The organism is Kitasatospora sp. NPDC059817, assembly GCF_042731835.1.
Classification (GTDB): Bacteria; Actinomycetota; Actinomycetes; order Streptomycetales; family Streptomycetaceae; genus Kitasatospora.
On sequence record NZ_JBHWIR010000037.1, the window covers coordinates 1 to 24,359 of the forward strand.

Sequence of the window (24,359 nt, forward strand, 5' to 3'; positions counted from 1 at the left end):
ACTCCCATACCAGTGAAGTCAGGATGTTCAAGAGATCACGCAGTGGCCCGCTTTTGATGCGCCGTCCGTGGCCCTAATTTCACCCGTCGACGACAGCCCGCCGGACGGCCGGTAGGCGTTAGAGCTATGGGGCTCTGCCCCAAACCCCGGCCCTCCTCGGAGGGGACCAGGGACAGGCGCACGGGCGCGGCTTCGACGTGGTGATCGTGGTTGGGCCGCGGGAGACCCCCACCTCGACCGGTCACCCAAGGGCGTACCCGGAACCTCCTGGGGCCGCCAAGGCCAAGCGCAAGCGTCACCGGGTGAGCCTTGGCGGCCCCAGGAGAACCCGGGTGCGGCGAAGCCGCCCGATCGAGGAGGGAACCACCCGCTCAGCCTGAAGTACGCTGGCGGCCAGCCAAACCGCTCCACCACCCGCGTTGGCGAGGCGGATACTGCGGTCGGAAAGCTCCTCCGACGAAGCTGTCTGGCTGGCAGTATGGCCGAGTGAACTTTTCGGATGGGTCTACTCTGGCGCTCTCCTTAACTGCCTCTCTAGTAACCGCCTGCGGTGGATTTATGGTCGCATGGAATGTCCTCGGAGGGTCCTATAAGAAGTCCGTCGAGGAGAACCGTGACCGAATCCGGCGGGAGCTGAGGATCACGGCAGGCGACAACGCGATCGAGCTGCCCTCCCCAGTGGCGGAGGATCAACCAGCAGAGGGCGGGCCTACTACCGTCAACGACAGACGCCACTATGAGATTCACGTCCATCAGGCTGATCCCGAGGCGCAGCGAGCCGAGCGTGAGGAGCAAACCTTCACTATCCTCCTGGCTGACTACTACGCCCATGGGTTGGCACAAGCTCAACGCAGCTCAGTGGTTAGCTTGGCGGCATCGGTCTTTGGCGGGCTTGTGCTCCTTGCCGGTGTTGCTCTCGCCATCTGGAAGTCTGAGACGACGGGCGAGGTCTACGCTGCTGTTGTTACTAACGTGAGTGGTCTCGTGACCGGCGTAATTGGTGTGCTCTTCCACCGCCAAGGCCGTCTAGCTTTGCAGCATATGGAGGGTCAGGCCCAGCACCTACGACTCGACATGCGCACTGAGCGTGGATTTCGACAGGCGCTCCGACTCGTGGACCAGATAGAAGACGCGTCCCTCAAGGCTCAGCTACAGGCTGCACTGATTCTTCAGTTCTCCGGAGCACAACTGCCAGACATCAAGCCCTGACAACCGTGCCTCTTCCGTGTCCTACGTGACGGAATCGGGCGGTAAACGCCGGACAGTAGCGGGTCTCAGCAAGGCGTGGCAAAGCGTCGGGTGGGCAACGTGGCTGCAGGTCATGGCGCCTGCAGAACAATCCAGTTGGCGATCTTCCCAAGCTCAGCCGCCCAAGGCGCCTGACTTCGGATCATTGAGATTCCGCTACCCGCACAGCCCAGATCCGGCCGAGTTTCGGTTGTCCGATTTGTCGGATGCGTCCCGCGGGTTTCCCATCATGGGATTCCCGCGCCGTCCCAACGCATGCCCACATCGATAGACGCTCCGTCCATCTCGATAATCAGCGCAGGTCAGGCGCCTATACAAGGCTAGACCAGGCTATACAAGGGTGGCACAATAGCCAGTACAAAGTGCGACACGTTTTGCATCCGCTTCCCCTCGTTGGGCGAGCTGGAATGCATCGCACGCCAGGGCTCTTGGGTCGCGGCGTTGCTAGCGTCCGTCGTCGGCAAGGAACCGTCCTGTCGTAGAACAAAGCCCGCTTGTACCCTCCAGCTTGGCGGCATCGGGTACAAGCGGGTCGATGCCCAGGAGGCACCATCGTGAGTCTGACTCGAACCCCACCATATGTGTCAACCCGGATCCCGCAGATCTGGCCAGCTACCGTGATTATCGTCGTGATCGTGCTCCGGGTACCGCCCGACTCGATTCCGACCGCGCTGTCGGCGGTGGCTGGCATCGTGGCGTTGATGTTGGGAGCCGAGCGAACGGCCCTGACTGCGGGCTTCCAGAGCCAACACCTCTCTGGCCGGCGTGGCAGTTAGGTGACCTCTGGAGCGGCAGCGGAGCCAGCGCAGGGTTGAGTGTCTGACTGCGCTACAACGGGTGCGCACTCCGGCGGACGGCCGCGGACGCTCGGGGACCGTTCGGGCAGGTCAACGGCACCGCTCCCCAAGGTCGGACGGGTGACCAGGTTGCTTCGGGACGAAGAGGCCATAGGCCAGTGACTCCCCGATCTCGCTAGGCAGAGGCCCCATCGGAATTGACCGGTGGGGCCTCCGCCGTGCCGCCTCGCCGAACGGTGTAGACAGGATCTGTTGTCTTACCGGCGTGTCAGGGTCGCCAGTAGACTGTTCTGTTCGTTGAAGGGGGCGCTGTGGGGCGTTCGTTGCGTGTGGGTGATGTGCTGCGATACGCGGCTTCGAAGGACACGACGCCAGCGGCCATCGATGGGTTCGACAACTTCTACTTCGTCACGGACAGCCCAGGTCAGAAGCGGGCTCTGCTCGAAGCAGGTATCAACGCGATGGCCAAGGTCAAGACGAGCGGCGGGATGCGGCGGCCAGCGGTGATGATCCGGTCGAGTCCGTGGAAGGCGGGGTCGGAGCAGACGCCGTGGCACGACGTGTTCGACATCAACAACGGGCACGTTCGTTACTTCGGTGACCACAAGCCGGAAATGGCGAAGGCAGTCGGTGCCACCACAGGCAACGCGGCGTTGCTGGAGGCGTTCGACAGCCACCAGGCGCCCACCGCCGAGGGAAGGGCCGCCGCGGCGCCGCTGCTGCTGTTCCGGTCGGTGTCGAAGAACGGCAAGGTCAAGGGGCATGTCCAGTTCTGCGGCGTCGCTCTGATCGAGAGGGCGGAGCGGGTGGTCCAGTGGGGCGGACCCGCGCGGACGACGTTCACCAACTACGTCTTCGATCTCGTGGTGATCGACCTCACCGCGGAGGAGGACAAGCTCGATTGGGACTGGATCACCGCGCGGCGTGACCCTGATCGGACTGACGCCGAGATCCTGGAACTGGCGCCCGCGGCATGGCGGGAGTGGGTAAAGCACGGGCACTCGGTTCTACCGAAGGCCCGCCGGCGGGTGGCGCGCTCGCAGGTTGTGAAGGTGCGTGATCAGCGGCCCACGTCCGGCAGTCAGGTCGAGGCGGACCTCCAGGCGGTCTACAAGCGGTTCGACAATGAAAAGCACGCGTTCGAGGTGCTGGCTGCGATCGTCGCTGCGAAGGTCATGCGGGCATCCGGGCACAGCTATGACGAGGGCTGGCTCACCCGCCGGTCAGGGGACGGCGGGGCGGACTTCGTTGGTCGGCTGGACGTCGGCAGTGGCCTGGCGGGCACCAGGCTGGTCGTTCTGGGACAGGCGAAGTGCATCAAGCCGGACAGCCTGGTGTCGGCCGAGCAGATCGCTCGGGTGGTGGCCAGGCTCAGGCGTGGGTGGATCGGCGTGTACGTCACCACCGGGTCGTACTCGGAGCCGGCGCAGCTGGAGATGGTTGAGGATCAGTACCCAGTGATACTGATCAACGGGCAGGATCTGATCAAGGAGCTGTACGAGATCGCTGGCCAGGATCACGGCGGTGATCTGATGGGCTGTGTCGAGGATCTGTTGAGTAGCCGGTCGCTCGAAGTGCTCAACCGTAGGCCTGAGGAGATCCTTCTCGATTGAGCTGCCGCGGATGGTATCCCGTGTGCCATAGGCGTGCCAGATCGGGCGGTACGTGGCGGTGAATCGCGGGCGCCAACGGTGCAGCGGTCGGGGAACCGGCAGTGTGGGAAGGCCCCAGGTCACGCAGGGTGGCGGACAGCCGCTCTTGTAAAGCGGGGGTCGTCGGTTCGAACCCGACAGGGGGCTCGCGTAGGAAGCGATGCGACCGGCGCCCGAAGGGCCAGCTCACCGGAGTGATCCGGAGGAGCTGGCCCTTCGTCGTTGCCGGGGCGTGCCGCGGGCCGTCGGGTGGTGCGTGGCGGTCGGTCAGCTGGTTTCGGGTGCGGATTCGGCCGGTTCGCCGGGTTCGGTGGATTCGTTCGAGTCGTCGGACTCCTCCGGTTCCTCTGATTCGTTCGGCGGGCCGGAAAGGGCGGTCTCGCCGTTTTTCCGCCAGGTTGCCGTCACCTTCAGGCTGGCCTTTCCGTCGACTCCCGTCACCGCGCTCACGAGGACTCCCGTCTTGACGGAGAGCTCGATTCCGAATTCGAGCGTGAACTCGTCGGGGGCGGCCGCGCGCAGGCCGGATCGTACGTTGCCGACCACGGTCTGGAGTGTGCCCGCCAGGTCGTCCAGCTGGTAGCTGGGGCGGCGCAGCGCGACGTCCCTGGGGCCGCGCTGCTCCTCGATGCGGGCCCAGAATGTCCCCTCGGGCGTCACTACTTGGACAAGCTCCGACATTTCTCCTCCAAGGGGTGCCGTTGCCGGGGTCGAATTGCCGGAAAACCGGTGGCCGGCCCGGGCCGTGGGCCTATCCTTCTTCTTCGCGAGGGGAACTGTATCGGGCGCCGAAGGGTGGCAGGCCATGGATATGGGACAGCGGGCGGCGGGTACCGAACACATCTACCTCTCCGATGTGGAGCCGCACGCGGCGGCGCCGATCGACCGGGCCTCGGACCTGCGGTCACGGGTCCTGCTGCATGTCCTCTTCGCCGACACCCTGCTGATCGGCGACTCGCAGGGCCTCAACAACAGGTACTTCCGGGCGCTCGTCGACGCCGAGGAGGCGCGGAAGGTCCGCTGGTCCCCGGGGACGGCGGCGCTCTCGGACTTCGGCGCTCTCCTGGAGGCCGGCCGGCTGCGGGTCGCGCTGCGGGCGGGCGGGACCCTGCACCGGATCAGCGACGGCCACCGGGCCGAGGGCGTGGAGAACGCACCCGACGTCCCCTACGTGGAGCGGCTGACCAAGGTGTCGTCCGCGCACACGGAGCCGTACGACGGTTCGGCCGTCGCCGCCGCGTTCAAGTCCGGTGTCCTGGCGCGGATCGAGGCCGCCGAGCGGGACTTCGCCGGGAGCGCGCGGGAGGCCCTCGAAGCCGCGCGCGCCTGGGTCGCCGAGCAGGATCCGCTGCTCTACAAGCAGCTCCGGGACTGGCTGGCCGCCTACCGGAGCGCCCGCCCCGGGGGCAGCGCCGAACTCGTCCTCGTGCTCCAGTCGGTGGACGACTGGGCCGGTGAGTCCTACCGGCGGGCGCTGCCGCAGGCCCTGGGCGTCGGCATGGCCGGCCCGCGCGACGGCGAGGGCACCATTCCGGTCTTCCGGAGCCGGCGACTCGTCGAGTACGCGGGGTTCCCGGCGGTGCTGCTCGACAACCTGCTGCTGTCCCAACTCCCGGTGGAGGTGGTGTTCGAGGCGATCGAGCAGCCCTCCCGGGTGGCCCTGGTGGCGGAGTTGGGGCGGCTGCGCCGGGGGATCCAGCCGGACACGGCGGTGCTGCGTTCGGCGGTCGACGAGTTCAGCTCGTGGACGCTGGAGGCGTTCGAGCGCACCTTCCGCCGCGTCGGGGGCCTGGCGTGGGAGCACTTGCGGGGTGAGGTCCGGCTGATGCGCTTCGGGCTGGACGAGGACCCGGTCGCCGGTCGGCTGGGGGCCGGCCTGGAGGTGGTCTCCCCGGCGGCCGACGGCGTTCGCGACCTGTCGCTCCACGTGGTGAACGGCCCGGGTGCGGCTGTCCCGGATCCGCAGCGCCGGGCACAGCCGCGGCCGTTGCGCGAGCTCGACCCCTTCGAGCGGGTGGTCACCCTCTGACGGCCGCCGTCTGCGGGTCGGGGTGGGCCTGGAGGAGGGCGAAGGCGGCCAGGGTGACGCCGCAGGTGATCCGGCCCTGCCGCAGCCAGCGTGCCATCAGGTCGGGGGAGACCCAGACCGGGTCGGTCACCGATTCCATGGCCTCCGGCCGGGCGGTGGCGGTGCCTCCGGGGAGCACGGTGGCGCGGCAGACGTGGATGCCGTTCTCGATCAGGCCGGTGTCCGCGTGGATCAGGCCGAGGCTCTCCACGGTGGAGGCGATGAGGCCGGTCTCCTCCCTGAGCTCGCGCGCGGCGGCCTCCTCCGGGGGTTCGCCGGGTTCGCAGCCGCCGCGCGGGAACTCCAGCGAGGCGGCGCCGACCGGGTAGCGGTAGGAGGGCACCAGCGCGATGCCGTCGGGGCCGGTCGCCACCACGACGACGCCGGTCTGCGACCACTGCCACCGGAGGTAGTTGCCGGCCGTGCCGCCCGGGGCGACGACCTCGTCGTTGTAGAGCCGGCCGAAGCGGTTCCCGAAGACCTCGACGGCCTGGCGGCGTCGGATCGGTGCGGGCGAGGCGAGGTCCTGAGAGTCCGTGGGCATCATGCTCCTACCTGCCGTCGTAGGGCCGCAGGTGGCGGCGGCCTCACCTGCCATGATTGCCCATGGTCGCCAGCTGCTCCACCCAGTGTGCGCGCTCGTCGGTGAACTCGGTTATCTCCGAGGAGAGTTGGACGAGCATCCGCAGCGAGGACCGTTGTGCGGCGAGCCGTTGCCGGTCGCCGGGCGGAAGGGCGGCCCGCAGCTGTGCGGCCTCCCGCAGCGCGCGGTACGCCTCGTCGTCCCGTCCGGCCCGGACGAGGCCGATCGCCTGCCGGTGCAACGCCTCCGGGAGCCTGGCCAGGTAGCGGCCGGGCTGCTGGTCGGCCAGCTCGCGCAGCAGCGCGAGCGCCCGGTAGCCGGCCGTCACCGCCTCGATGGGCCGGCCGGCCAGTTGCCCGCACCGGGCGAGGAGTTGGAGGCAGGTCAGCAGGGTGTCGTCCTGCCGGGACCCCGGTTCGGCCTCCTCGCACAGCTCGACGCCGTGCGCGGCTGCGTCGAGGGCCGCGCTCACCTGGCCGTCCTCCATCCGCACCAGGGCCAGGGTGCTCAGCGCCGTCGCGGTGTCCAGGAGGTACGTCTGGCGCAGGGTGTCGTCCCCGTCCGCCCCGGCGAGGAGTTCCTCGTAGCGGGCGACGGCCGACCTGGCGTGTTCGAGCGCCGGTTCGGTCCGGTGGGCGCGGTGCAGCAGGAGGCTCACGTTGTGGAGCGCCCTCGCGTACTCGGGGAGGTGGCGGCCGGTCTGCCGGACGAGGTCCCGGCTGAGGCGGACGGCCTGCTGGGCGGCGGTCAGCGCCGAGTCGCCGTCGCCGGGGCGGACGCCGTCCGCGGCGAGTACGCCCGGGGCCAGTCCGTCCGCACCGGGTACGCCCGGGGCGGTCTCGTCGAGCCGGAGGCTGTAGCTGATGAGGCGGCGCAGCCTGCGCAGCTGGTCCTCCTCGCCGAATTCGGGGTCCGGCTGGTCCAACAGGCGCTTCAGGACCAGCGCCGCCACCGGCGACATGCTGGAGGGGTAGCCGGGCAGCCGGCTCTCGACGGCGGTGAGGACGTCCGGTTCGCACGCCTGCACGGCGGGCAGCATGAGGGCCGCCAGCGGTTCGGCGTGCGGCAGTACGGCGCCGTTGACGGCCAGGGCCGGCAGGAGCGCGTCGGGCCGCTCGGTGATGCTCCGGGCCAGTGCGGCGTCCAGGGCCGGGTGGGCGGGGTGGTCCACGACCCGCCCCACCCCGGTGCAGCCGCGGGCGCGGGCGAGGATCTCCACGGTCTCGGTGGCCGCCGCGATCCGCTCCTGCGGCGAGGCGGGGTGCGGCGGGTCCAGCAGGGCGAGCAGGTACTCCTCGGAGCGTCCCGAACTCTCCGGCGTACTCAGCACCCGGCGGACCAGGATCTCGCCGATCCGGCTCGGGCCGACGGGGGCGACCAGGCCGTCCTCGGCCGGGTAGAGCATGCGCAGGAGGGCGTTGACGACGTTCATGTTGAGGGGCGGCTGGTGGGGGAAGGCCTCGGCCCGGACCCGTTCCAGCAGGGCGATCAGCCGGTCCGAGCGCCGTCCGGGGGCGAGGACCGGGACGAGGAGGAGCCCTTCCGCCAGGAGCCGGCCGGCCTCGCCGGCCAGGGCCGGCTCCGCGGGCAGCCACGCCGTGAGCTGCGCGTGCCAGACCCGGACCTCGTGGTCGCAGAGCCGTTCCAGCGGATCGCCGTGCCCGGACCAACTGCTTCCCCGGGCGAGGGTGAGGACGGCGTCCAGCGCGAGTGCCAGCACGCCGAGCAGCGAGTCCTCCCGCCCGGCGCGCGACGGAAGGCTCCTCGGTACGGGCAGGTGGTCGTGGCCGAGTCGTCGGGCGAAGACCTCGAAGGCCGAGACGACCAGCGCGGCGGGTGAGGCGTCCCCGGCGGAAGCAGCGGAAGCAGCGGAAGGGACGGAGGGGATCGTCCTGGGGAGTTCCACGACGCTGGCGTCGGCCAGCGCCCAGTCGTCGACGCCGCTCTGCAGCGCCCGCCAGAAGGGCTCGGCCGTGCGGGCGAGCAGCAGGAGGCGCAGCCGGGGCTGCTCGGGTCCGAACCGCGAGACGTGGTCCACCAGGGTGCGGATGTCCTCCAGCCGGGCCTGGGCGTAGTCGAAGACGGCGAGGACCGCCAGACCGTCGTCGAGGGCGGTGGTCAGCTCGTCCAGCCACCCCGGTCCCGCGAGGCTGCTGCGCTGCACGAAGCCCGCGAGCCAGCCGTCCTCGGCCATCAGCCGGCACAGCTCGGCGGCGAGCCTGGTCTTGCCGGAGCCGCCGGGCGCGTGGAGCAGGCGCAGCAGCAGTGGGGTCTCGTCGGCGCACCAGGCCCGCAGTTCGGCGAGTTCCGGGCGGTCCACGAAGGGCATCGCGCCCTGCGTCAGCAGCTGGGCGGGGGTCGGCCGGGGCGTCTGGCGGGGGCGGTGGTGCCCGTACGCCCCGAAGAGCCGGACCTGGCGCCCGGCCCGGTCCATCGCCAGGTCGTACCAGGCCGTGCCGGGCCGGTGGCCCAGTCCGTTGCGCCGGGCCAGTTCGGGGAAGCAGGTCCGCACCGCGTCGACGGGGACCATCCAGCCGCCCAGGACGGCCGTCTCGTCGCGGGAGGTCTTGAGCACTCCGCACACCCGTCCGGTGGCGGGGTCGAGCACGAGGCTGCCGCTGAACCCCTGGACGACCTGGTCGCTCTTGAGCCGGACGAAGTGGCCCGCTTCGCCGGAGCGGCCGACGACGGAGAGGTACAGGGTGTCCCGGTGGGTGCCGGCGTCCAGGGTCGCGTCGCTGAATCCGTGGACGATCACGTCCGAGCCGCCGGGGGGCACCTGATCGGCGAGCCAGACGCCCGCGGTGTCCAGCGGTTCGGGGAGGCGGAGCACCGCGAGGTCCGGGTACGCGTAGATGCCGCCGTCCGGGTCCTGCCGCGGCTCCCGGGCCACCACCTCGGCCCGGAGCGTGCGCCCGTGCACCGTCACTGCCGGGTGCGGGTCGGAGCGGACGACGTGGGCGCAGGTCAGCACGGTGTCGGGGGCGACCAGGAAGCCGGTGCCGGAGCTCTCCGCGGTCTCGATCAGCACCGCCTGTTCCGTGGCGAGTCGGCTGACGGCCTCCCGGCGTCGCCGGGTCTCGTTGTCGGGGATCACGCGGGGTCCCTTCGATCGGGGGTGCCAGGGTGTCGTGCCCGGCCGTCGGAATCCAGTGACGGAGGTGCACCGGGGCGTAGTTGACGCAGGGTCCAGCCGTGGGCGCCGGGGGTCAAGGGGGCGGTGTGGGCGGTGAGGAGTTCGGCGGCGCGGCGGTAGGAGAGGCGGGCGCGGCCGGTGTGGGGGCAGCGGTCGGAGGCGGGGGTGCCGGCGGGGGCGCGGCGGTCGGTGAGGAAGAGCGGGCCGGTGGTGCGGCCGGCGACGAGGAGGGGGAGCAGTCGGGCGGTGCCGCTCTGCCAGTGGACGGGGGTGCGGCCGGGCCGGTGGAGGGTGCGGTGCCGGGGCAGGTCGAGGTGGTCGGTGTCGAGGGCGAGGACGGTGTCGATGGCGGCGCCGGACTCGTGGAGCAGGTGCCAGAGCGACTGTTCGCGCAGGGGCGCGCGGAGGGCGAAGAGGGCGCGCAGGTCGTCGGGGGTCAGGGGAGCGACGGTCGGTCCGGGCCGCGGGCCGGGGTGCAGGTCGGTGGTGGGGTCGTCGTCGAGCCAGTGCTGGGCCCGCCACCAGGCCACGGCGGCGCGCAGGGTGGAGAGTTCGCGGTTGAGCGTGCGCGGGTCGGTGTCGGCGCGGCGGCGGTCGGCGGCGGTGCGCAGGCGGCGGGCGGCGTCCGGGTGGTCGAGCAGGGCGAGCGGGAGGACGGGCGGGCGGGCGCGCCGCCGTTCGGGGCCGGTGGGGGCGGGGCGGTCGGCGAGGGCCCAGGCCCAGGTGTTCAGGGCGATCCGGTAGATCCGCCGGGAGCCTTCGGCGAGCCCGGAGGCGGCCAGGTAGCGCTCGACGGCGACGGCGTACTCGACCGGGGGGAGCTCTGCCATGTCGGGGCCTCTTCCGCAGTAAATCAACTCGGGCCGGACTCTTGAAGGCTACCCATGAAGCGCAGTAAATCGCAGGTGAACAGCCATTTCTGAGGCCGTTTACTGCGGCGGTCGGCGGGGCGTGAAATATTGAGGCCAAAAGACTCAACTTTTCCCCGGAAACCCTTGAACGCCGTTCCCGTCCGGGGGCAGACTGCCGCCCATGGCAGTGGATGCGGAACGGATCCCGGCCCGCCGCCGGCGGCTGGGAGACCGGCTCGCCGTGCTGGGCGAGCGCGATTTCGCGTGGTTCTTCGTCGGCTACTCGACCTCTCTCCTCGGCTCCTCGATGGCGCCGGTGGCGGTGGCCTTCGCGGTGCTCGACGGCGGCGGCGGCGGAACCGACCTGGGGTGGGTGATGGCGGCCCGGATCCTGCCGGTGGTGCTGGTGCTGCTGGCCGGCGGGGTGATCGCGGACCGGTTCGGCAGCCGCCGGGTGATGCTGGGTTCGGACGTCCTGCGCGGGCTCGTCCAGGCGGTGTTCGCCGCGCTGCTGACGGCCGGGCGGGCGCCGGTCTGGGCGATGGTCGCGCTGGTGGCGGTGTGGGGGATCGGGGAGGGGCTGTTCCTGCCGGCCCTCGGAGCGATCGTGCCCGGCCTGGTGCGCCGGAAGGAGCTCCTGGCCGACGCGAACACCCTGCTGGGGCTGGCCCGTTCGGTGGCCACGGTGGCCGGGCCCGCGACGGCCGGCCTGGTGACGGCGACGCAGGGACCGGCGGTGGTCCTGCTGGCCGACGCGGTGACGTACGGCGTCGGCGCGTTCGCCCTGGCCAGGCTCCGGCTGCCCGACCGCGCGGCGAACGCGGTCGGTGGCGAGCAGCCGATGCTCGCCGAACTGCGGGCCGGCTGGTCGGAGTTCGCCTCCCGGCCGTGGTTCTGGATCACCACCGTCCAGATGGGCCTGTTCAACCTGCTGGTCTGGGCGCCGTTCCTGGTGCTCGGCCCGCTCACCGCGCAGCGGGACCTCGGCGGCGCCCGGGCCTGGGGCCTGGTGATGGGGGTGTACGGCGTCGGCGCGGTGCTGGGCGGGCTGGTGATGCTCGGGCGCCGGCCCGAGCGGCCGCTCGCGGTGGCCACCGTGGCCACGCTGGCCTGGGCGCTGCCCTCCGCCGCGCTCGCGGCCGGTGCGCCGCTGCCGTGGGTGGTGGCGGGCGCGCTGGTGGCGGGGGTCGGCTCGGCGGTCAGCGGGACGCTGGTCAGCACGACGATGCAGAGCTGGGTGCCGCCGGAGGTGCTCGGCCGGGTCAACTCCTTCGGGGCGCTCGGCGCGTTCGTGCTGGGGCCGCTCGGGCTGGCGGCGGCCGGACCGGCGGCGGACCGGATCGGCGTGGACAAGGTGCTGCTGCTCGGTGCGGTCTGGCAACTCGTGGCCGGTACGGTGGTGTTGGCGGTGCCGGCGGTTCGGAACCGCCGCTGGGAAGGGAGCCGGCACGGCGAGGACGGGCACCTCGGCGAGGACGGGCGCCACGGCGAGGACGGGCGCCACGGCGACCGGGAAAGCGCGCCCTGACCCGTGCTGGTCCGACCTTTCCAGGATCCGCCGACCACCCGCCCCCGAACGGCTCCGGGGCGCACCCCCGGCCCCGGGGGGGCCCCCCCCGCCCGTGCGCTCGCCCGAATGGGGTCGTTGGGCCCTGGGCCCTGCGGCGGCCGGTGGGCGATGATGCCCTGGGCCCTGCCGGGAGTGTGCGGGGGTGACGAAGGTGGAGCCGCGTGATGGCGACCAAGACGGCGGGCGCCGGGGCACCGGCGCCGGTGCGGGTGTTCCTGCTGGACGACCACGAGGTGGTGCGCCGCGGGGTGCACGACCTGCTGGACGGTGAGCCCGATCTGGAGGTGGTCGGCGAGGCCGCCACCGCCGAGCAGGCGCTCGTCCGGGTGCCCGCGCTGCGGCCCGACGTGGCGGTGCTGGACGTCCGGCTGGGCGACGGCGACGGGGTGTCGGTCTGCCGTGAACTGCGCTCCCGGATGCCCGGCCTGGCCTGCCTGATGCTGACCTCCTTCGACGACGAGGAGGCGCTGCTGGACGCCGTCATGGCGGGCGCCGCCGGGTACGTGCTCAAGCAGATCAGCGGCACCGACCTGGTGGCCGCCGTGCGGACCGTCGCCTCCGGCCGCTCGATGCTGGACCCGGGCGCCGCCACCCGGCTGCTCAACCGCCTGCGCAGCGACGCCGAGCCCGCGCAGCCCGTCACCACCGGGCCCGCGCTGACCGTGCGCGAGCAGGAGGTGCTGGCGCTGATCGGGGAGGGCCTGACCAACCGGCAGATCGGCGAACGGCTCTACCTCGCCGAGAAGACGGTGAAGAACCACGTCTCGCGGCTGCTCGCCAAGCTGGGCGTGGAGCGGCGGGTGCAGGCCGCGCTGATCTCCACCGAGCTGCGCCAGGCGGCCGCCGCCGCGCAGCCGGGGCACCTGCGCTCCCTCCGGGGCTGACGCGACGTCCGGGCCCGGGACCCCCGGCGGGACCATCGGCCCTCGCGGCGCCGCCACCGCCGGGGCGAGCATCGAGGGCATGAACGGTGATCACGACCTGCTCGAACTGGACCGGGAGCGGGCGCTGGAACTGCTGGCCAGGGCCGCGGTCGGCCGGGTGGTCTACACCATCCGCGCCCTCCCGGCGGTGCTGCCGGTGTCCTTCCGGCTCGACCTGTCGGACGGCGGCGGAGTGCTGCTCTCGGCCCCGGCCGGCTCCGAACTCGCGCGGGCCGTGGACGACGCCGTGATCGCCTTCGAGGCCGACGAGGTGGACGGCGTGGACGGCTCCGGCTGGTACGTCACCGTCCTCGGCCGCGCCCAAGTGGGCCCCGCCGTAGGCCGCACCTCCGGGGCCGTCCGGATCCGCATCCGCCCCGAACTCGTCGTCGGCCGGCGGCTGCCCCCGCGCACAAACTAGTGGCGCGTCTCGATTGGTCGACCGGGTAATTGATCTCTGCGGGGCGCCAACCTGGAGACCGGCATGCGTTGTGCATCCGGCAAGATCAATAGAGGATGCATGCTGGACGGCAGATGGAGGGAACCGCCTTGCTTGCCGCCCGGGTGGGGAAGTCGCAGGCAGCGCAGTCCTGAGTCCCTGGCCGTGTCGGCGCGAGGCGGCTGACTGGAGTTGGAGAGTCCGGCGTGGTGATTGCGGAGGAAACAGAGTTCGACCCGGAGGAGATGTTCGGGCTCTACGTCTCGGTCGGGTGGGAGGGGTACACCTGCGACGTCGACAAGCTCTGTCGCGGTCTGGCCAACTCGCACCTGGTCATCACTGCCCGCGATGAGTCAGGCGTGCTCCTTGGCCTAGCCAGGACGGTCTCCGACGATGAAAGCATCTGCTACGTCCAGGACCTGCTGGTCAACCCGAGGTTCCACCGGCAGGGGATCGGCCGGGCGTTGCTTGAACACCTGATGGAGCGGTACGCGCACTGTCGCTTCTTCCTGTTGTCCACCGACCATGAGCCGACACCGGAGGGGAAGAGGAACCACGCTTTCTATCGGCAGATGGGCTTCCTCTCCTACGAGGAGAAGCAGATGACGGGCTTCGGCCTGCCGAGGATCCGGGCGCCCCGAGGCCAAACCGAGACGTGACGCGCTACGCGGCCCTGGCTGGATACTCGGTCCAACTGCGGATCGGCGAGCCCAGGGCGAAGTTGGACTTGGGCTCGGCGCATGCGTTGTGCCAGCGGATGTAGACGTTGATGGCGGCGTTCTGCTCGGCGTGGCTGCGGTGGTCGGTGCCGTTGAGCGCGAAGTGACGAAGTGCCGCGAACTCGGACTCGATCCAGTTCAGCCACGAGCCGTAGGTGGGCAGGAAGACCAGCTCGACCTCGTTGTCCGCTGCCCAGGCCCGCACGTTCGGGTGCTTGTGCGGGGAGAAGTTGTCCAGCACGACGTAAGGCTTCTCCCCGGGCCAGCGGGAGCGCAGGGCCTTGAGCAGGCCGAGGAACTCACGCCATCGCTTTCGCTTACGGATCCGGTAGTAGATCTTGCCGGTGGTCAGGTCGAGGGCGGCGAGCATGTGCATCACGCCGTCGTAGCGGTTGTAGGTGGCCTGCAGCCGGCGCGGCGAACGCGTGGGGCGCCAGGCCTTGCCCTTGCGCGGCTGAAGGTTGAGCGGGCCGAACTCGTCCACGCAGACCACCCGCCCGTCGGCGGGCGGCGCGTCGTAGAGCTCCAGGACCCGGTGCATCTTGGCGATGAAGGCCGGGTCCGTGGATGCCCTCCATGTGGTCGTCGTCTGCCAGGAGACTTTGCCCTCGCGCAGGATCCGGCGCAGGGTCTCGCGGCTGAGGACGGTGACGACCCTGCGCGCGATCAGGTGCTCGGCGAGCTTGGTCAGGCTCCAGGTGGAGAACGCGGCGATACCCCAGTCCGCGGGGGACGTCCGGGCGATCAGGCAGATGCGCTCGCGCACCTGTTCACCGATCGTCTTCGGGCGTCCCCCGCTCCATTTTGGGTCCAGTGCGTCGAACCCCCGCTCGTCAAAGGCGTGGATGACATCGCGCACGTAGTCCTCACCGACCCGCAGCAGCGAGGTGATGTCCCGCACGGACTGCCCCTGCGTGGACATCAGCACCACGATCGCCCGCCGCAGCCTCACCGGATCCTTCGACGTCCGGCCGATCCGCTGCAGCCGCCGGCCCTCCTCCATGCTCACCGGCCGGACGAACACTCCCGGACGACGCCCCACGACCACCTCCAAGATCAGAACTCGGAGACAGCCTGACGGACTACCAGCAGCCGATCAATTTCCCGGTCGACCAATCGAGCCGAGCCACTGGTGCTAGTGCGGATCGCCCTCGATGTGGCCCGCCAAGGCGCGGACAGTGGGCGGGAGTTGGCGCAGGCGCACGGCGAGGAGCGGGACGGCCAGGGCGAGGTAGACCCAGCTCAGCGCGACCCGGGCGGACTCGCCGGGGAGGGCGAACTGGACGGCGAACAAGGCGAACAGCAGCCCGGCCTTCCAGGGCAGGAACCGCAGGTCGAGCAGGAGCACCACGGCCAGGACGGTCTGCGCGGCGGTCAGCAGCACCTCGTCCACCTGGCGCTCGACCAGCGGGAGGGAGGCTGCGCCGCCGCCGGCCAGGTAGGCGAACGGGAGACAGCCGATCAGCAGGGTCCACTGGTTGACCTTGCTGGAGAGCAGCGCACCGAGGCCGTCGTCCCCGCGCAGCCGCCAGGCGAAGACGACCGCGACGATCAGCTCGGGCGCCTCGGAGGCGAGCGGGGCCAGCCACTGCACCAGCAGGAAGCGGTCGATGCCGAGCGAGGCGCCGGCGTCGACCAGCGAGGTGGCGAAGGGCTCGGCGCAGGCGAAGATCACCCCGGCCGCGACCGCGAAGACCAGGACGGTGGTCGCCCGGCGGCGCTGCCGCGGGAGGGCGGCCAACCGGGCCGGGACGCCGATGAGTTCCTCCTCGTCGTCCTCGCCGCAGCGGCTGACCCGGAAGAGGTAGTAGCCGTACCAGGCGATCAGGACGACCGCGAGCACCCAGGAGATCTGCCGGGTCAGCGGCATCACGAAGGCCACCAGGGCGGCGGCGCCGAGGAAGCCGGTGTCGATCCGGCGGTGCTCCCGCAGGGTGATCCCGGGGGCGGCGCCGTGCCGCCGGGCGGCGAAGTAGGAGGCGAGGGCGACCAGCGGCCAGCCGACGCCGACCAGCAGCCGGTTGGCGCCGGTCATGTTGGCGGCCGCGTAGGCGGCGTACTCGGGCCGGGTGCCGGCCGCGTACGCGAAGTAGAGGTCGACGGCGTACTCGGGCAGGACGGCGATGAACGCCAGCAGGGCCAGGGCGAGCGGGCCGGAGATGTCGGCCCGGGCGGTCTCCGCGGCCCACATCAGCAGGAGCGCCGCCGCCAGCACGCCGAGGCCGAAGACCACCATGCCCGGTACGGGCGCCAGGTGCACCCCGGCCAGCCGCAGCACCACGGAGGGCAGCGCGCCGGCCACGGCGGCCCCGATCCGCAGGGCCGTCACGGATCCGCTGGGCGGCTGCGCCGACGGGATCCCGCCGGTGCCCGGCGGGGTGGCGGTCGCGGGTGACTTCTGGGCCATCAGCCGTCCTTGCGCTCGGGGAACCTGAGCAGGCTAGGGTCGGCGGGCGGCGGGGCGGGCCGAACGGCGGGGCGGCGCGGCCGAGTTCCCCCGGACGGCGGCCGGGCGCCGTGCTCTACGCTGACCCGGACGCCGTCGACGGAGGGAACAGGACGCCATGCTCGACCCCGGGACCGCCGCCCTCTACGCGCGGGACGAGACCTGCCGGCTGCTGGGCATCGCGCTGGACGAGGTGTCCGCCGGCCGCGCGGTGACGCGGATGACGGTGGCCACGACGATGGTGAACGGCCACGGGACGGCGCACGGCGGCTTCCTGTTCCTGCTCGCCGACGCCGCGTTCGCGTTCGCGTGCAACAGCCACGGCCCGGTGACGGTCGCGCAGGCGGCGCAGGTCGTCTTCCTGGCCCCGGCGGCGGTCGGGGACGAACTGGTGGCGGAGGCGGTGGAGCGGTCGCGGGCCGGGCGCAGCGGGGTCTACGACGTGACGGTCCGGCGGGCGGACGGGAAGGTCATCGCCGAGTTCCGCGGGCAGAGCGTGGTGATCGGGGGCCGGCCGCAGACCGGCTGAGCGCCCAGTCCCCTACCGCTGCCCGGCCCCCGCCCCCGCCCCCGCCCTCGCCACCCGGCCCCTGCCATCACCGCCCGGTCAGGACTGCGGACGCTCGTCCAGTACCTGCTGGAGCTTGCCGGTGCGCGGGTTGGTGACCAGTTCGGAGCGCGGCACCCACTCGACCGCGAGGTCGTGGATGCTGCCCAGCGCGACCTCGTCGGGGTAGAGCGGCCGGGCCGTGTACACGGCCTCGACGAGCCGGTCGGCGAGTTCGGGGGCCGGCCGCTGCCCGGTGTAGCCGAGGCGCAGGATCAGGCCGTCGCGCCCGGCCCAGCGGCGCTGCACGAGCTGCATGCCGGTGATGTGGCGCTCCGGGTCGGCGGCGAGCAGGACGGCCCGGATCTCCTCGGTGGGCATGGCGACGGTGCCGACCCGGGCGCCCTCGGTGGAGCGGCCGAGCAGGCGGAAGCGGCGGCAGCGGGCGTCGGTCCACTCGGCGCGGTCGCCGGTCGGGTAGCGCAGGATCGGCATCAGGGTGCGGAACAGGTTGGTGACGACGACCCGGCCGGGAGTGCCGGGCGTGGTGATCGTCTTGCCGGTGACGTCGTCGACGAGCTCCACCACCGTGCGGTGCGGGAAGGCCTCGTGCACCCGGACGTCGTCGCCGGGGACGGGCGAGCCGACCAGCCCGGCGTCGTTGGAGGCGTAGCCGACGGAGGCGACGGCGGCGTGGGGGAAGGCCCGGGCGAGGATCGGCCGCAGGTCGGCGAAGAGCAGATCGCCGCCGAACAGCAGCAGTTCGACCCCGTCGGCCGTCTCCCCGCGCTGGACCAGGCACTCGGCGACGGCGCTGAGCTTCATCGGCTCGCCGGCCAGCACGTGGACGCCGAAACCGGTGATGAGGTCGGCGATGTACGGGTCGGGGGCGGCGCCGCCGACGCCCAGGCGGACGTTGTCCACGGGTGCGTGGTGCAGGGCGCCCTCGATGTAGAGGAAGCCGCCGTAGAGTTCGCCGGCCGTGAACAGGTTGGCGACCCGGTGCCCGGGCCGCAGGCCGGCCCGGACGAGTCCGGCGCCGAAGGCGGTGACCGAGTCGGCGTGCTCGGTGCGGGTCCAGGGCGAGAACTTGGGGACGCCGGTGGTGCCGCCGGTCTTGTAGATGCCGGCGTCGCTGAGCGGGCCGGTCAGGACGCGGTTGTCGGGCCAGGTGTTGGCGGCCCAGAAGGCGGCCTGGTCGATGACGGGGAGCTGGTCGAGGCGCTCGGCGGCGGGGGGCAGGTCGCGGTACAGCTCGGCGTAGAACGGCGAGTTGGCGCGGGCGAAGGCGATCAGCTCGGCCAGGGGCTTGGCGGGCATGGTGGTCGGGTCCCTTGTTCAGGAGGAGGGTGCTGCGGGGGGTGCTTCGGCGGGTGTTTCGACTCGTGCTTCGGCTCGTGTTTCGAGGCGTGCTTCGCGGCGTGCGTCGGGCTGCCCGAGCCAGGTCCGGGCGAGGGACTGGACGGTGGAGCCGTCCGGGTCGGCGAGTTTGGCGGCCAGGTAGTCGGCGGCCCACTGGTTGGCGGGCACCCGGAAGGGCGGCCGGTCGGCGAGCAGGGTCCGTACGACGACCTCGGCGACCTCCCGGGCGGGCTGGCCGGCCGACTCCCAGCCCTGGCCGCCGACCCAGTCCAGGTAGCCGGCGAAGGTGGGCGCGTACGGGCCGGAGGCGGCCTGGATGGTGCCGCGGTCGATGTCCGGGAAGACCCCGAACCGGGTGTCCGGGACGTAGCCGGGCACGACCACCGAGACCTGGACGCCGTGCGCCGCCGCGACCGGGGCGAGCGCCTCCAGGAACCCCTCGACGGCGAACTTGGCGGCGCAGTAGGCCTCGTTGAACGGCTGGCCGACCACGCCGTGCACGCTGCCGACGGCGACCAGGCGGCCTGCGGCGGCCCGCAGCAGCGGCAGCGCGGCCCGGCTGACGGCGGCCACCCCGAAGAAGTTGACCTCCAGGTTGGCCCGCAGCGCCGCGTCGGTGGACATCTCCAGGGTCGGGTCGGAGTTGGAGACGCCCGCGTTGTTGACCACGGCGTCCAGCCGCCCGTACGTCCGGGCCACGCCGTCCAGGCAGGCGGCGACCGAGCCGGGGTCGGTGACGTCGAGGCGGCGGACGTCCACGGTGACGCCGGCGGCCTCGGCGGCCCGCCGGAGCTCCCCGGCGCGGCCGGGTTCGCGCAGGGTGGCCACCGTGCGGTACCCGGCCCGGGCCGCCGCGACGGCGGTGGCCAGGCCGATGCCGGAGGACGTCCCGGTGATCAGCAGGACCTTGCCGTCGGCGTTCACATTGCGCACGGCGTTCCCGGCGTTCCCGGCGTTCGCGTCGCTCACGACGCGCTCTCCGCGAGTTCCCCGGGGGCGGCGGCCTCGCGCCCGGCGGCGTCCAGCAGCGGCTGGAGGCCGAGGGCGGGGAGGAAGGAGCAGGCGGCCAGCAGGGTGCCGCCCGCCATCACCGCCCGGGCCGCGTCCAGGATGCCCAGCGGGCCGGTGAGCAGGGTGACGGCCAGGCCGCCGACCAGCGCGGCGAGCGGGATCACGCCCCAGGTGACGGTCCGGAAGGCGGCGTGCATGACGCCCTGGTTGCGGGCGGTCATCCGGGCCTGCCGGGTGGGCGCGCTGCACACGTTGATGCAGGACATGAAGAATCCGTAGCAGCCCATGGTCACCGCGATCACCGGCCCGGGCGGCAGTGCGGGCGCGGCGAGCAGGCCGAGGCCGGCCAGGCAGTGCAGCAGCAGCGACCAGGCCATCGTCCGCCCCAGGCCGAACCGCCGGCTGAGCCGCGGGGCGACGAGGGCGCCGACCAGCGCGCCGAGCGCGGCCACCGACATGGCCGCGCCGAAGGCGCCGACCGTCACGCCCAGGCCCCGGTAGGCGAGGACGGGCAGGACGGTGACGAAGACCGGCCCGCCGCAGTTGAGCGTGACGGCCGCCAGCACCACCCGGCGCAGCACCGGGTCCGCCCAGTTGAGCCGGAAGCCGAGGGTCAGCCGCTCCCGGATCGAGCCGTCCTCGACCGTCCGCTCGCCCCACGGGCTCATGTACCGGAAGCAGACGGCCGAGACCAGGTAGCTGGCCGCGTCGACCAGCAGGGCGGCCACCCCGAGCGCGCTGTACAGGGCGGCGGCGATGGAGGGGCCGGCGACCTCGGCGACCGAGCCGCTGCCCTCCAGCCGGGAGTACGCGCGGACCATGCCGTCCTCGGGCACCACGGCGGGGACGGCGACCAGGTAGCCGACGTTGAAGAAGATCGTCGCGCCGCTGATCACCGCCACGCAGCCGAACAGCAGCGGGGTGGACAGCACGTCGAGCCAGTACGCGAGCGGGATCGCCGCCACCGCCGCCAGCCGGACGAGGTCGCAGCCGAGCATGGTGCGGCGCTTGTCCCAGCGGTCGACCAGCACTCCGGCGACCGGCCCGAGCAGCGGGATGCCGAGGTACTGGGCCATCGCCACCACGCCGACCTGGAGGGCGGAGGCGTGCAGGACGAAGATCATCAGGGTCGGGACGACGAACACGGTGACCTTGTCGCCGACCAGGCTGACGGTCTGCCCGGCCCAGAACAGGTCGAAGCCCCGGCCCAGCGGCGCCGGCCGGACGGGCGCCGCCCCGCCTCCCGCCGGGTCGGACTTCACGCGCCCTCCCGCAGGACCAGCCCGGCGGTCTTGCCGGTGCGGCCGTTGCTGATCAGCTCCTCGACCGGCCGCACCCGGAAGGACTCCGGGTCGTGCTGGAAGGCGGTGCTGAGCGTGAAGGTGGCGGCGAACAGCTCCTTGCGCAGCCGCTCGGCGTCGGGCGCGGCGCCCGTCCCGCCGGTGAGCAGCAGCACCTCCACCCCGGTGGCCCGGCCGCGCTGTTCGGTCAGCACCACCTGGGCCCGGGCCACGCCCGGTTCGCGCTCGGCCCGGGCGATCAGCTCGGCCACGTCCAGCCCGAGGCCGCGGACCTGGACGACGCTGTCGCGCCGGCCCAGCACCCGCATCGCCGGGCCCGGCCTCCCGCACGGGCAGTCGGTCAACTCGCCCGCGTCGCCGGTGCGGTAGCGCAGCACGGGGTTGAGCATCTCGGGGTTGAGGGTGGTGAAGTCGAGCAGGCCTTCGGCGTCGGCGTGGACCAGCTGGTCGGGCAGCGGGTGGAAGGTGTCGGCCGGGCAGTCGGGGGTGTTGGTGGCCACCACCCAGGTCTCGGTGCTGCCGAACATGCCCCAGCGCCGCGCCTCGGGCGCCACCACGGCGAGGTCCTCGGCGAGTTGGGGCTGCCAGGCCTCGCCGAGCCACAACACCTTGCGCAGGGAGGGGAGTCGGATGCCGGCGGCGCGGGCGTGCGCGAACCAGAGCCGCAGCACGCTGGGCGTCCCGCCGATGGCCGTCACCCGGCGCGCGACCAGGAAGGCCAGCCAGTCGCCGTACTCCTCGGCGGCGACCGAGCCGAGCGCGATGATCCGGCAGCCGGAGAGGTCGGCGAGCGCGGCGGCGAGGAAGTGCGCGCCCCACATCCGGCCGGCGCCCCAGGCGTTGACGAAGACGTCCGTCCGGTCGAGCGGCTGCCAGTGGGCGTGCACGCCGGCCATGTAGAAGCCGGTGGGGGCGTAGCCGACCTGGGGGGCGCCGGTGCTGCCGCCGCTCTGGAACAGCCAGGTGGCGGCCTGGTCGGCGGCGGGCTCCAGGTGGGCGAGGGCGGTGTTGAGGTCGTCCTTGGCCAGGGGCGGGAGCGTGGCGAGCCGGTCGAGGGTATGGACGTTGACGTGGCTGGCGTAGCGCGGGGCCAGGGCGGGGACGCTGCGCAGCCGCTCCAGGGTGCGCCGGGCCACGTGCAGGCGGGGCACGGCGGTCTCGGGGGGCAGGGAGAAGGAGGCGGTCATCGGGAGTCCGTCCGGGGGTCGAGGGATTGGGTGTGGGAGGGGCTGGGGGCGGGGCTGGGGGCGGGGCTTCGGGCGGGGTCGAGGGTGAGCGGGCGGGCGCCGTCCGCGAGCCACTTGGCATGGCCGTCGCGGTAGGCGGCGAAGCGGGCGCGGGTGACGTCCCGTTGGAGGGTGCGGTCCGGGTCGGTGAGGTCGGGGGCGATCACGCCGTCCGGTTCCAGTTCGGAGAACCAGTACCGCTCGCCGTCGTACAGGAAGTCGACGCAGAAGAACGGGATCGGCAGCCGCTCGGCGAACCAGGCGGTGGCGGCGGCGAGTTCGGGCGGCACCGGGGGGAACTCCATGGCGCCGCCCCGGCTGGCGTTGGCGACCGGGGAGCCGGGCTCCGGGGTCCGCTTCATCACCGCGTACGGCTCACCGTCGACGACGTACACCCGGTAGTCGATCGTGCCGTCGCCCAGGTAGGGCTGGACCACCAGCGTGGTGTCGCCGCCCTGGGCGAGGCTGGCCAGGCCCCGGACGTCCTCGGGGCCGCGGGCCAGGTTGATCCCGCCGCCGCCGCACCAGCCGGCGGGTTTGACGATCGCGGGGTAGGTCATGTTCCGCAGGCCCACCTCGTAGCCGTGCTTGCTGATGTCCCGGCCGGTGCCGATCCGCACCGTCGGGATGGTCGGCACCGGGGAGCCGCCCAGGAACAGCAGGGTGGCCAGCTTGTCGTTGCCGATCAGCGAGACCTGCGGCGGGAAGGGCAGGTAGAACCCGGCCTGTTCGAGCACCGCGTACAGCGCGTACTGGTTGAAGACGTCCATCGACTGGTACGGCAGCGAGTAGAGCGCGGTGATGAACAGGGTGTCCTCGGGGGTGACCGGCTCGTCGTCCACGTAGACCCGGGGGCGGCCGGGCCCGGTGGCGTCCACCGTGACGGCCTCCGGGGCGTGCCTGGTCCAGCGCAGGCCGAGGTCGGCGGCGCTCTCGGCGTAGAGGTCCCAGAAGAAGCCGTGCCACATCGCGGCCATCCGGGAGGACTCCCGGTCGGGGAAGATCCAGCACAGGCGGCGCAGTTCGCCGTCCCGGGGAGGGGAGGGGCTCGGGGCAGGGCTCGGGCCGGGGCTCGGGTCGGGGGTGCTCATCGCGCTCCTCGTGCGGTGGACGGCCCGGACCACCAGCGGCGGCCGGTCTCCGGGAGGGTGTCCACCGGGTCGTAGTAGGGGTGGCGCCGGTCGAGCGGGGCGTCCTGGCCGCCGTCGCCGCTCTCCAGGCCGGTGCGGTAGTTCTTGGTCCAGTACGAGATGCCGAGCTCGCGGTCGTAGGCCACCGCCTGGTGCACCCAGCGCTTGCCGACGTGCGGGACGTCGCAGACCAGGCGCGGGGTCGCGTAGCCGGGCAGGTAGCCCATGATCGCCTCCTGGAGGCGCTGCGCCTGGTGCAGCGGCGTCCGCCAGTGTTCGGCGCCCGGGATCACGTCGCAGAGGTAGAAGTAGTACGGCAGGATGTTCGCCTCGCCCTGGAGGGCGAAGCACAGGTCGAGCAGGTCCTCGGGGGTGTCGTTGACGCCCCGCATCAGCACGCCCTGGTTGCGGACGTCCCGCACACCCGCGTCCAGCAGGGCCCGGGCCGCCTCGGCGACCAGCGGGGTGACCGAGCGCACGTGGTTGGCGTGGGTGTGCACGGCCAGGTTGACCGCGCGGCGGGCGGCCAGTTCGGCGACCCGGGCCAGGCCGTCCAGCAACTGCGGCTGCAACCAGTGCTGGGGCAGGCCGACCACGGCCTTGCTGGCCAGCCGGATGTCCCGGACGGTGCCGAGGTCCAGCAGCCGCAGCAGGAAGGACTCCAGCCGGGGCCAGGGGACGTTGGCGAGGTCGCCGCCGGACAGCACCACGTCGCGCACGGCGGGGGTGCGCTTGAGGTAGTCGAGCATCTGCTCCTGCCGGTCGGCGGGGCGCAGCAGCAGCCGGGTCTTTGCCACCTGGGGTGTCGAGGTGCCGACCAGGTCCATCCGGGTGCACTGGCCGCAGTACTGCGGGCAGGTGGCGGTCAACTCGGCCAGCACCTTGGTGGGATAACGGTGCGTCAGACCTTCGACGGCCCACATGTCCGCCTCGTGCAGCGAGTCCCGTTCGGCCCGGGGGTGGCTGGGCCAGTGCGGGTGCCGGTCGGTGCGCACCGGCAGCATGTAGCGGCGCACCGGGTCGGCCAGGAACGCCTCGGTGAAGGCCTGCGGGTCGGCCGGGGCGTCCGGGGCCATGGTGTTCAGCAGCTGTGGCGGCAGCAGCATCGGCATGGTGGCGAACCCGGCCTGGTCGGCGGCGAGTTCCTGGTAGAAGTGGTCGGTGAGCCGGTCGCCGACGACGGCCCGCAGCTGCCGGGCGGTCTTCACCGAGTGGGCCCGCTGCCACTGGGCGTCGCGCCACTGCGCCTCGGTGACGTGGCGCCAGCCCGGCAGCCGCCGCCAGTCCGGCTCGACCAGCGCCGTCCGCGCGTACGTGTACGGCTGGCGGATCACGGGGTGGTCCATGGCC

Annotated in this window: 20 protein-coding genes and 1 tRNA gene; 9 read left to right on the forward strand and 12 right to left on the reverse strand. The window is 72.3% G+C overall.

Translation table 11 applies throughout. The features are described from left to right. Nucleotides 1-486 precede the first annotated feature (486 nt). From ACFV61_RS10955 to ACFV61_RS10965, 3 genes are all read left to right on the forward strand, one after another. Nucleotides 487-1,209: a hypothetical protein gene (locus tag ACFV61_RS10955; protein WP_380491186.1), complete on the forward strand. Its 723-nt coding sequence runs from the start codon at nt 487-489 to the stop codon at nt 1,207-1,209. Between the two features lie 1,165 nt (nt 1,210-2,374). Beyond that, on the forward strand, nt 2,375-3,658 hold the full coding sequence (locus tag ACFV61_RS10960; protein WP_380491188.1) for a restriction endonuclease: 1,284 nt from the start codon (nt 2,375-2,377) through the stop codon (nt 3,656-3,658). Nucleotides 3,659-3,769: 111 nt separating this feature from the next. Next, nucleotides 3,770-3,844 (forward strand) — tRNA-Thr (locus tag ACFV61_RS10965). A gap of 120 nt (nt 3,845-3,964) precedes the next feature. Here the strand turns inward: ACFV61_RS10965 and ACFV61_RS10970 are convergent. Then, a complete protein-coding gene (locus tag ACFV61_RS10970) occupies nt 3,965-4,378 on the reverse strand; it encodes a CU044_2847 family protein (protein WP_380491191.1) in 414 nt (137 codons plus the stop codon). A 124-nt stretch (nt 4,379-4,502) separates the two neighbouring features. Here ACFV61_RS10970 and ACFV61_RS10975 point away from each other — a divergent pair, with 124 nt between their 5' ends. After that, nucleotides 4,503-5,726 carry a hypothetical protein gene (locus ACFV61_RS10975; protein WP_380491193.1) on the forward strand — a complete coding sequence of 408 codons (1,224 nt, stop codon included), beginning with the start codon at nt 4,503-4,505 and terminating at the stop codon, nt 5,724-5,726. Here the strand turns inward: ACFV61_RS10975 and ACFV61_RS10980 are convergent. The 3 genes from ACFV61_RS10980 to ACFV61_RS10990 are packed head-to-tail and all read right to left on the reverse strand — an operon-like array spanning nt 5,716 to nt 10,314. Then, nucleotides 5,716-6,309 carry an NUDIX hydrolase gene (locus ACFV61_RS10980; protein ID WP_063348805.1) on the reverse strand — a complete coding sequence of 198 codons (594 nt, stop codon included), beginning with the start codon at nt 6,307-6,309 and terminating at the stop codon, nt 5,716-5,718. The genes ACFV61_RS10975 and ACFV61_RS10980 overlap by 11 nt on opposite strands. Nucleotides 6,310-6,352: 43 nt before the next feature. Beyond that, entirely contained in the window at nt 6,353-9,445 is a 3,093-nt protein-coding gene (locus ACFV61_RS10985) for a trypsin-like peptidase domain-containing protein (protein ID WP_380491195.1), read from the reverse strand. Next, nucleotides 9,442-10,314: a hypothetical protein gene (locus ACFV61_RS10990; RefSeq protein ID WP_380491196.1), complete on the reverse strand. Its 873-nt coding sequence runs from the start codon at nt 10,312-10,314 to the stop codon at nt 9,442-9,444. The genes ACFV61_RS10985 and ACFV61_RS10990 overlap by 4 nt, the downstream gene beginning before the upstream one ends. 202 nt (nt 10,315-10,516) lie before the next feature. Here ACFV61_RS10990 and ACFV61_RS10995 point away from each other — a divergent pair, with 202 nt between their 5' ends. The 4 genes from ACFV61_RS10995 (at nt 10,517) to ACFV61_RS11010 (ending at nt 13,926) form a co-directional block, all read left to right on the forward strand. Continuing rightward, on the forward strand, nt 10,517-11,863 hold the full coding sequence (locus ACFV61_RS10995) for an MFS transporter (RefSeq protein ID WP_380491197.1): 1,347 nt from the start codon (nt 10,517-10,519) through the stop codon (nt 11,861-11,863). 206 nt (nt 11,864-12,069) lie between these two features. Next, nucleotides 12,070-12,789, forward strand: coding sequence for a response regulator transcription factor (locus ACFV61_RS11000; protein ID WP_063346183.1), 720 nt, complete (start codon nt 12,070-12,072; stop codon nt 12,787-12,789). A gap of 79 nt (nt 12,790-12,868) precedes the next feature. Further along, entirely contained in the window at nt 12,869-13,249 is a 381-nt protein-coding gene (locus tag ACFV61_RS11005) for a pyridoxamine 5'-phosphate oxidase family protein (protein WP_380491198.1), read from the forward strand. Nucleotides 13,250-13,473: 224 nt separating this feature from the next. Beyond that, complete coding sequence (locus ACFV61_RS11010; protein WP_380491200.1) at nt 13,474-13,926, forward strand: GNAT family N-acetyltransferase; 453 nt, start codon at nt 13,474-13,476, stop codon at nt 13,924-13,926. Between the two features lie 4 nt (nt 13,927-13,930). On the opposite strand, the gene ACFV61_RS11015 is transcribed toward ACFV61_RS11010, so the two are convergent. After that, nucleotides 13,931-15,028, reverse strand: a complete 1,098-nt coding sequence (locus tag ACFV61_RS11015; RefSeq protein WP_380487564.1) for an IS630 family transposase — start codon at nt 15,026-15,028, stop codon at nt 13,931-13,933. A gap of 93 nt (nt 15,029-15,121) precedes the next feature. Then, nucleotides 15,122-16,393 carry a hypothetical protein gene (locus tag ACFV61_RS11020; protein ID WP_380491203.1) on the reverse strand — a complete coding sequence of 424 codons (1,272 nt, stop codon included), beginning with the start codon at nt 16,391-16,393 and terminating at the stop codon, nt 15,122-15,124. 157 nt (nt 16,394-16,550) lie between these two features. Here ACFV61_RS11020 and paaI point away from each other — a divergent pair, with 157 nt between their 5' ends. Then, nucleotides 16,551-16,961, forward strand: a complete 411-nt coding sequence (paaI, locus tag ACFV61_RS11025; RefSeq protein ID WP_380487568.1) for a hydroxyphenylacetyl-CoA thioesterase PaaI — start codon at nt 16,551-16,553, stop codon at nt 16,959-16,961. 78 nt (nt 16,962-17,039) lie between these two features. Here the strand turns inward: paaI and ACFV61_RS11030 are convergent, their stop codons facing one another. The 6 genes from ACFV61_RS11030 to ACFV61_RS11055 are packed head-to-tail and all read right to left on the reverse strand — an operon-like array spanning nt 17,040 to nt 24,355. Then, nucleotides 17,040-18,299, reverse strand: a complete 1,260-nt coding sequence (locus tag ACFV61_RS11030; RefSeq protein WP_380491205.1) for a phenylacetate--CoA ligase family protein — start codon at nt 18,297-18,299, stop codon at nt 17,040-17,042. A gap of 18 nt (nt 18,300-18,317) precedes the next feature. After that, nucleotides 18,318-19,310: an SDR family NAD(P)-dependent oxidoreductase gene (locus ACFV61_RS11035; RefSeq protein ID WP_380491207.1), complete on the reverse strand. Its 993-nt coding sequence runs from the start codon at nt 19,308-19,310 to the stop codon at nt 18,318-18,320. Further along, entirely contained in the window at nt 19,307-20,614 is a 1,308-nt protein-coding gene (locus ACFV61_RS11040) for an MFS transporter (protein ID WP_380491210.1), read from the reverse strand. Before ACFV61_RS11040 ends, ACFV61_RS11035 begins: the two co-directional genes overlap by 4 nt. Further along, nucleotides 20,611-21,840 (reverse strand): phenylacetate--CoA ligase family protein, encoded by a 1,230-nt coding sequence (locus tag ACFV61_RS11045; RefSeq protein ID WP_380491212.1) that lies wholly within the window; start codon nt 21,838-21,840, stop codon nt 20,611-20,613. The genes ACFV61_RS11040 and ACFV61_RS11045 overlap by 4 nt, the downstream gene beginning before the upstream one ends. After that, nucleotides 21,837-22,970, reverse strand: coding sequence for a RimK family alpha-L-glutamate ligase (locus tag ACFV61_RS11050; RefSeq protein ID WP_380491214.1), 1,134 nt, complete (start codon nt 22,968-22,970; stop codon nt 21,837-21,839). The genes ACFV61_RS11045 and ACFV61_RS11050 overlap by 4 nt, the downstream gene beginning before the upstream one ends. Next, on the reverse strand, nt 22,967-24,355 hold the full coding sequence (locus tag ACFV61_RS11055; protein WP_380491215.1) for a KamA family radical SAM protein: 1,389 nt from the start codon (nt 24,353-24,355) through the stop codon (nt 22,967-22,969). The genes ACFV61_RS11050 and ACFV61_RS11055 overlap by 4 nt, the downstream gene beginning before the upstream one ends. Nucleotides 24,356-24,359: the final 4 nt, after the last annotated feature.

What these genes read in the sequence shown, in the direction of transcription:
- ACFV61_RS11045 (WP_380491212.1), bottom strand. Translation starts at nt 21,840, where the DNA reads ATGACCGCCTCCTTCTCCCTGCCCCCCGAGACCGCCGTGCCCCGCCTG.
- ACFV61_RS10995 (WP_380491197.1), top strand. Translation starts at nt 10,517, where the DNA reads ATGGCAGTGGATGCGGAACGGATCCCGGCCCGCCGCCGGCGGCTGGGA.
- ACFV61_RS11005 (WP_380491198.1), top strand. Translation starts at nt 12,869, where the DNA reads ATGAACGGTGATCACGACCTGCTCGAACTGGACCGGGAGCGGGCGCTG.
- ACFV61_RS11020 (WP_380491203.1), bottom strand. Translation starts at nt 16,393, where the DNA reads ATGGCCCAGAAGTCACCCGCGACCGCCACCCCGCCGGGCACCGGCGGG.
- ACFV61_RS11055 (WP_380491215.1), bottom strand. Translation starts at nt 24,355, where the DNA reads ATGGACCACCCCGTGATCCGCCAGCCGTACACGTACGCGCGGACGGCG.
- ACFV61_RS10970 (WP_380491191.1), bottom strand. Translation starts at nt 4,378, where the DNA reads ATGTCGGAGCTTGTCCAAGTAGTGACGCCCGAGGGGACATTCTGGGCC.
- ACFV61_RS10980 (WP_063348805.1), bottom strand. Translation starts at nt 6,309, where the DNA reads ATGCCCACGGACTCTCAGGACCTCGCCTCGCCCGCACCGATCCGACGC.
- ACFV61_RS10975 (WP_380491193.1), top strand. Translation starts at nt 4,503, where the DNA reads ATGGATATGGGACAGCGGGCGGCGGGTACCGAACACATCTACCTCTCC.
- ACFV61_RS11050 (WP_380491214.1), bottom strand. Translation starts at nt 22,970, where the DNA reads ATGAGCACCCCCGACCCGAGCCCCGGCCCGAGCCCTGCCCCGAGCCCC.
- ACFV61_RS10990 (WP_380491196.1), bottom strand. Translation starts at nt 10,314, where the DNA reads ATGGCAGAGCTCCCCCCGGTCGAGTACGCCGTCGCCGTCGAGCGCTAC.
- paaI (WP_380487568.1), top strand. Translation starts at nt 16,551, where the DNA reads ATGCTCGACCCCGGGACCGCCGCCCTCTACGCGCGGGACGAGACCTGC.
- ACFV61_RS11030 (WP_380491205.1), bottom strand. Translation starts at nt 18,299, where the DNA reads ATGCCCGCCAAGCCCCTGGCCGAGCTGATCGCCTTCGCCCGCGCCAAC.
- ACFV61_RS11000 (WP_063346183.1), top strand. Translation starts at nt 12,070, where the DNA reads ATGGCGACCAAGACGGCGGGCGCCGGGGCACCGGCGCCGGTGCGGGTG.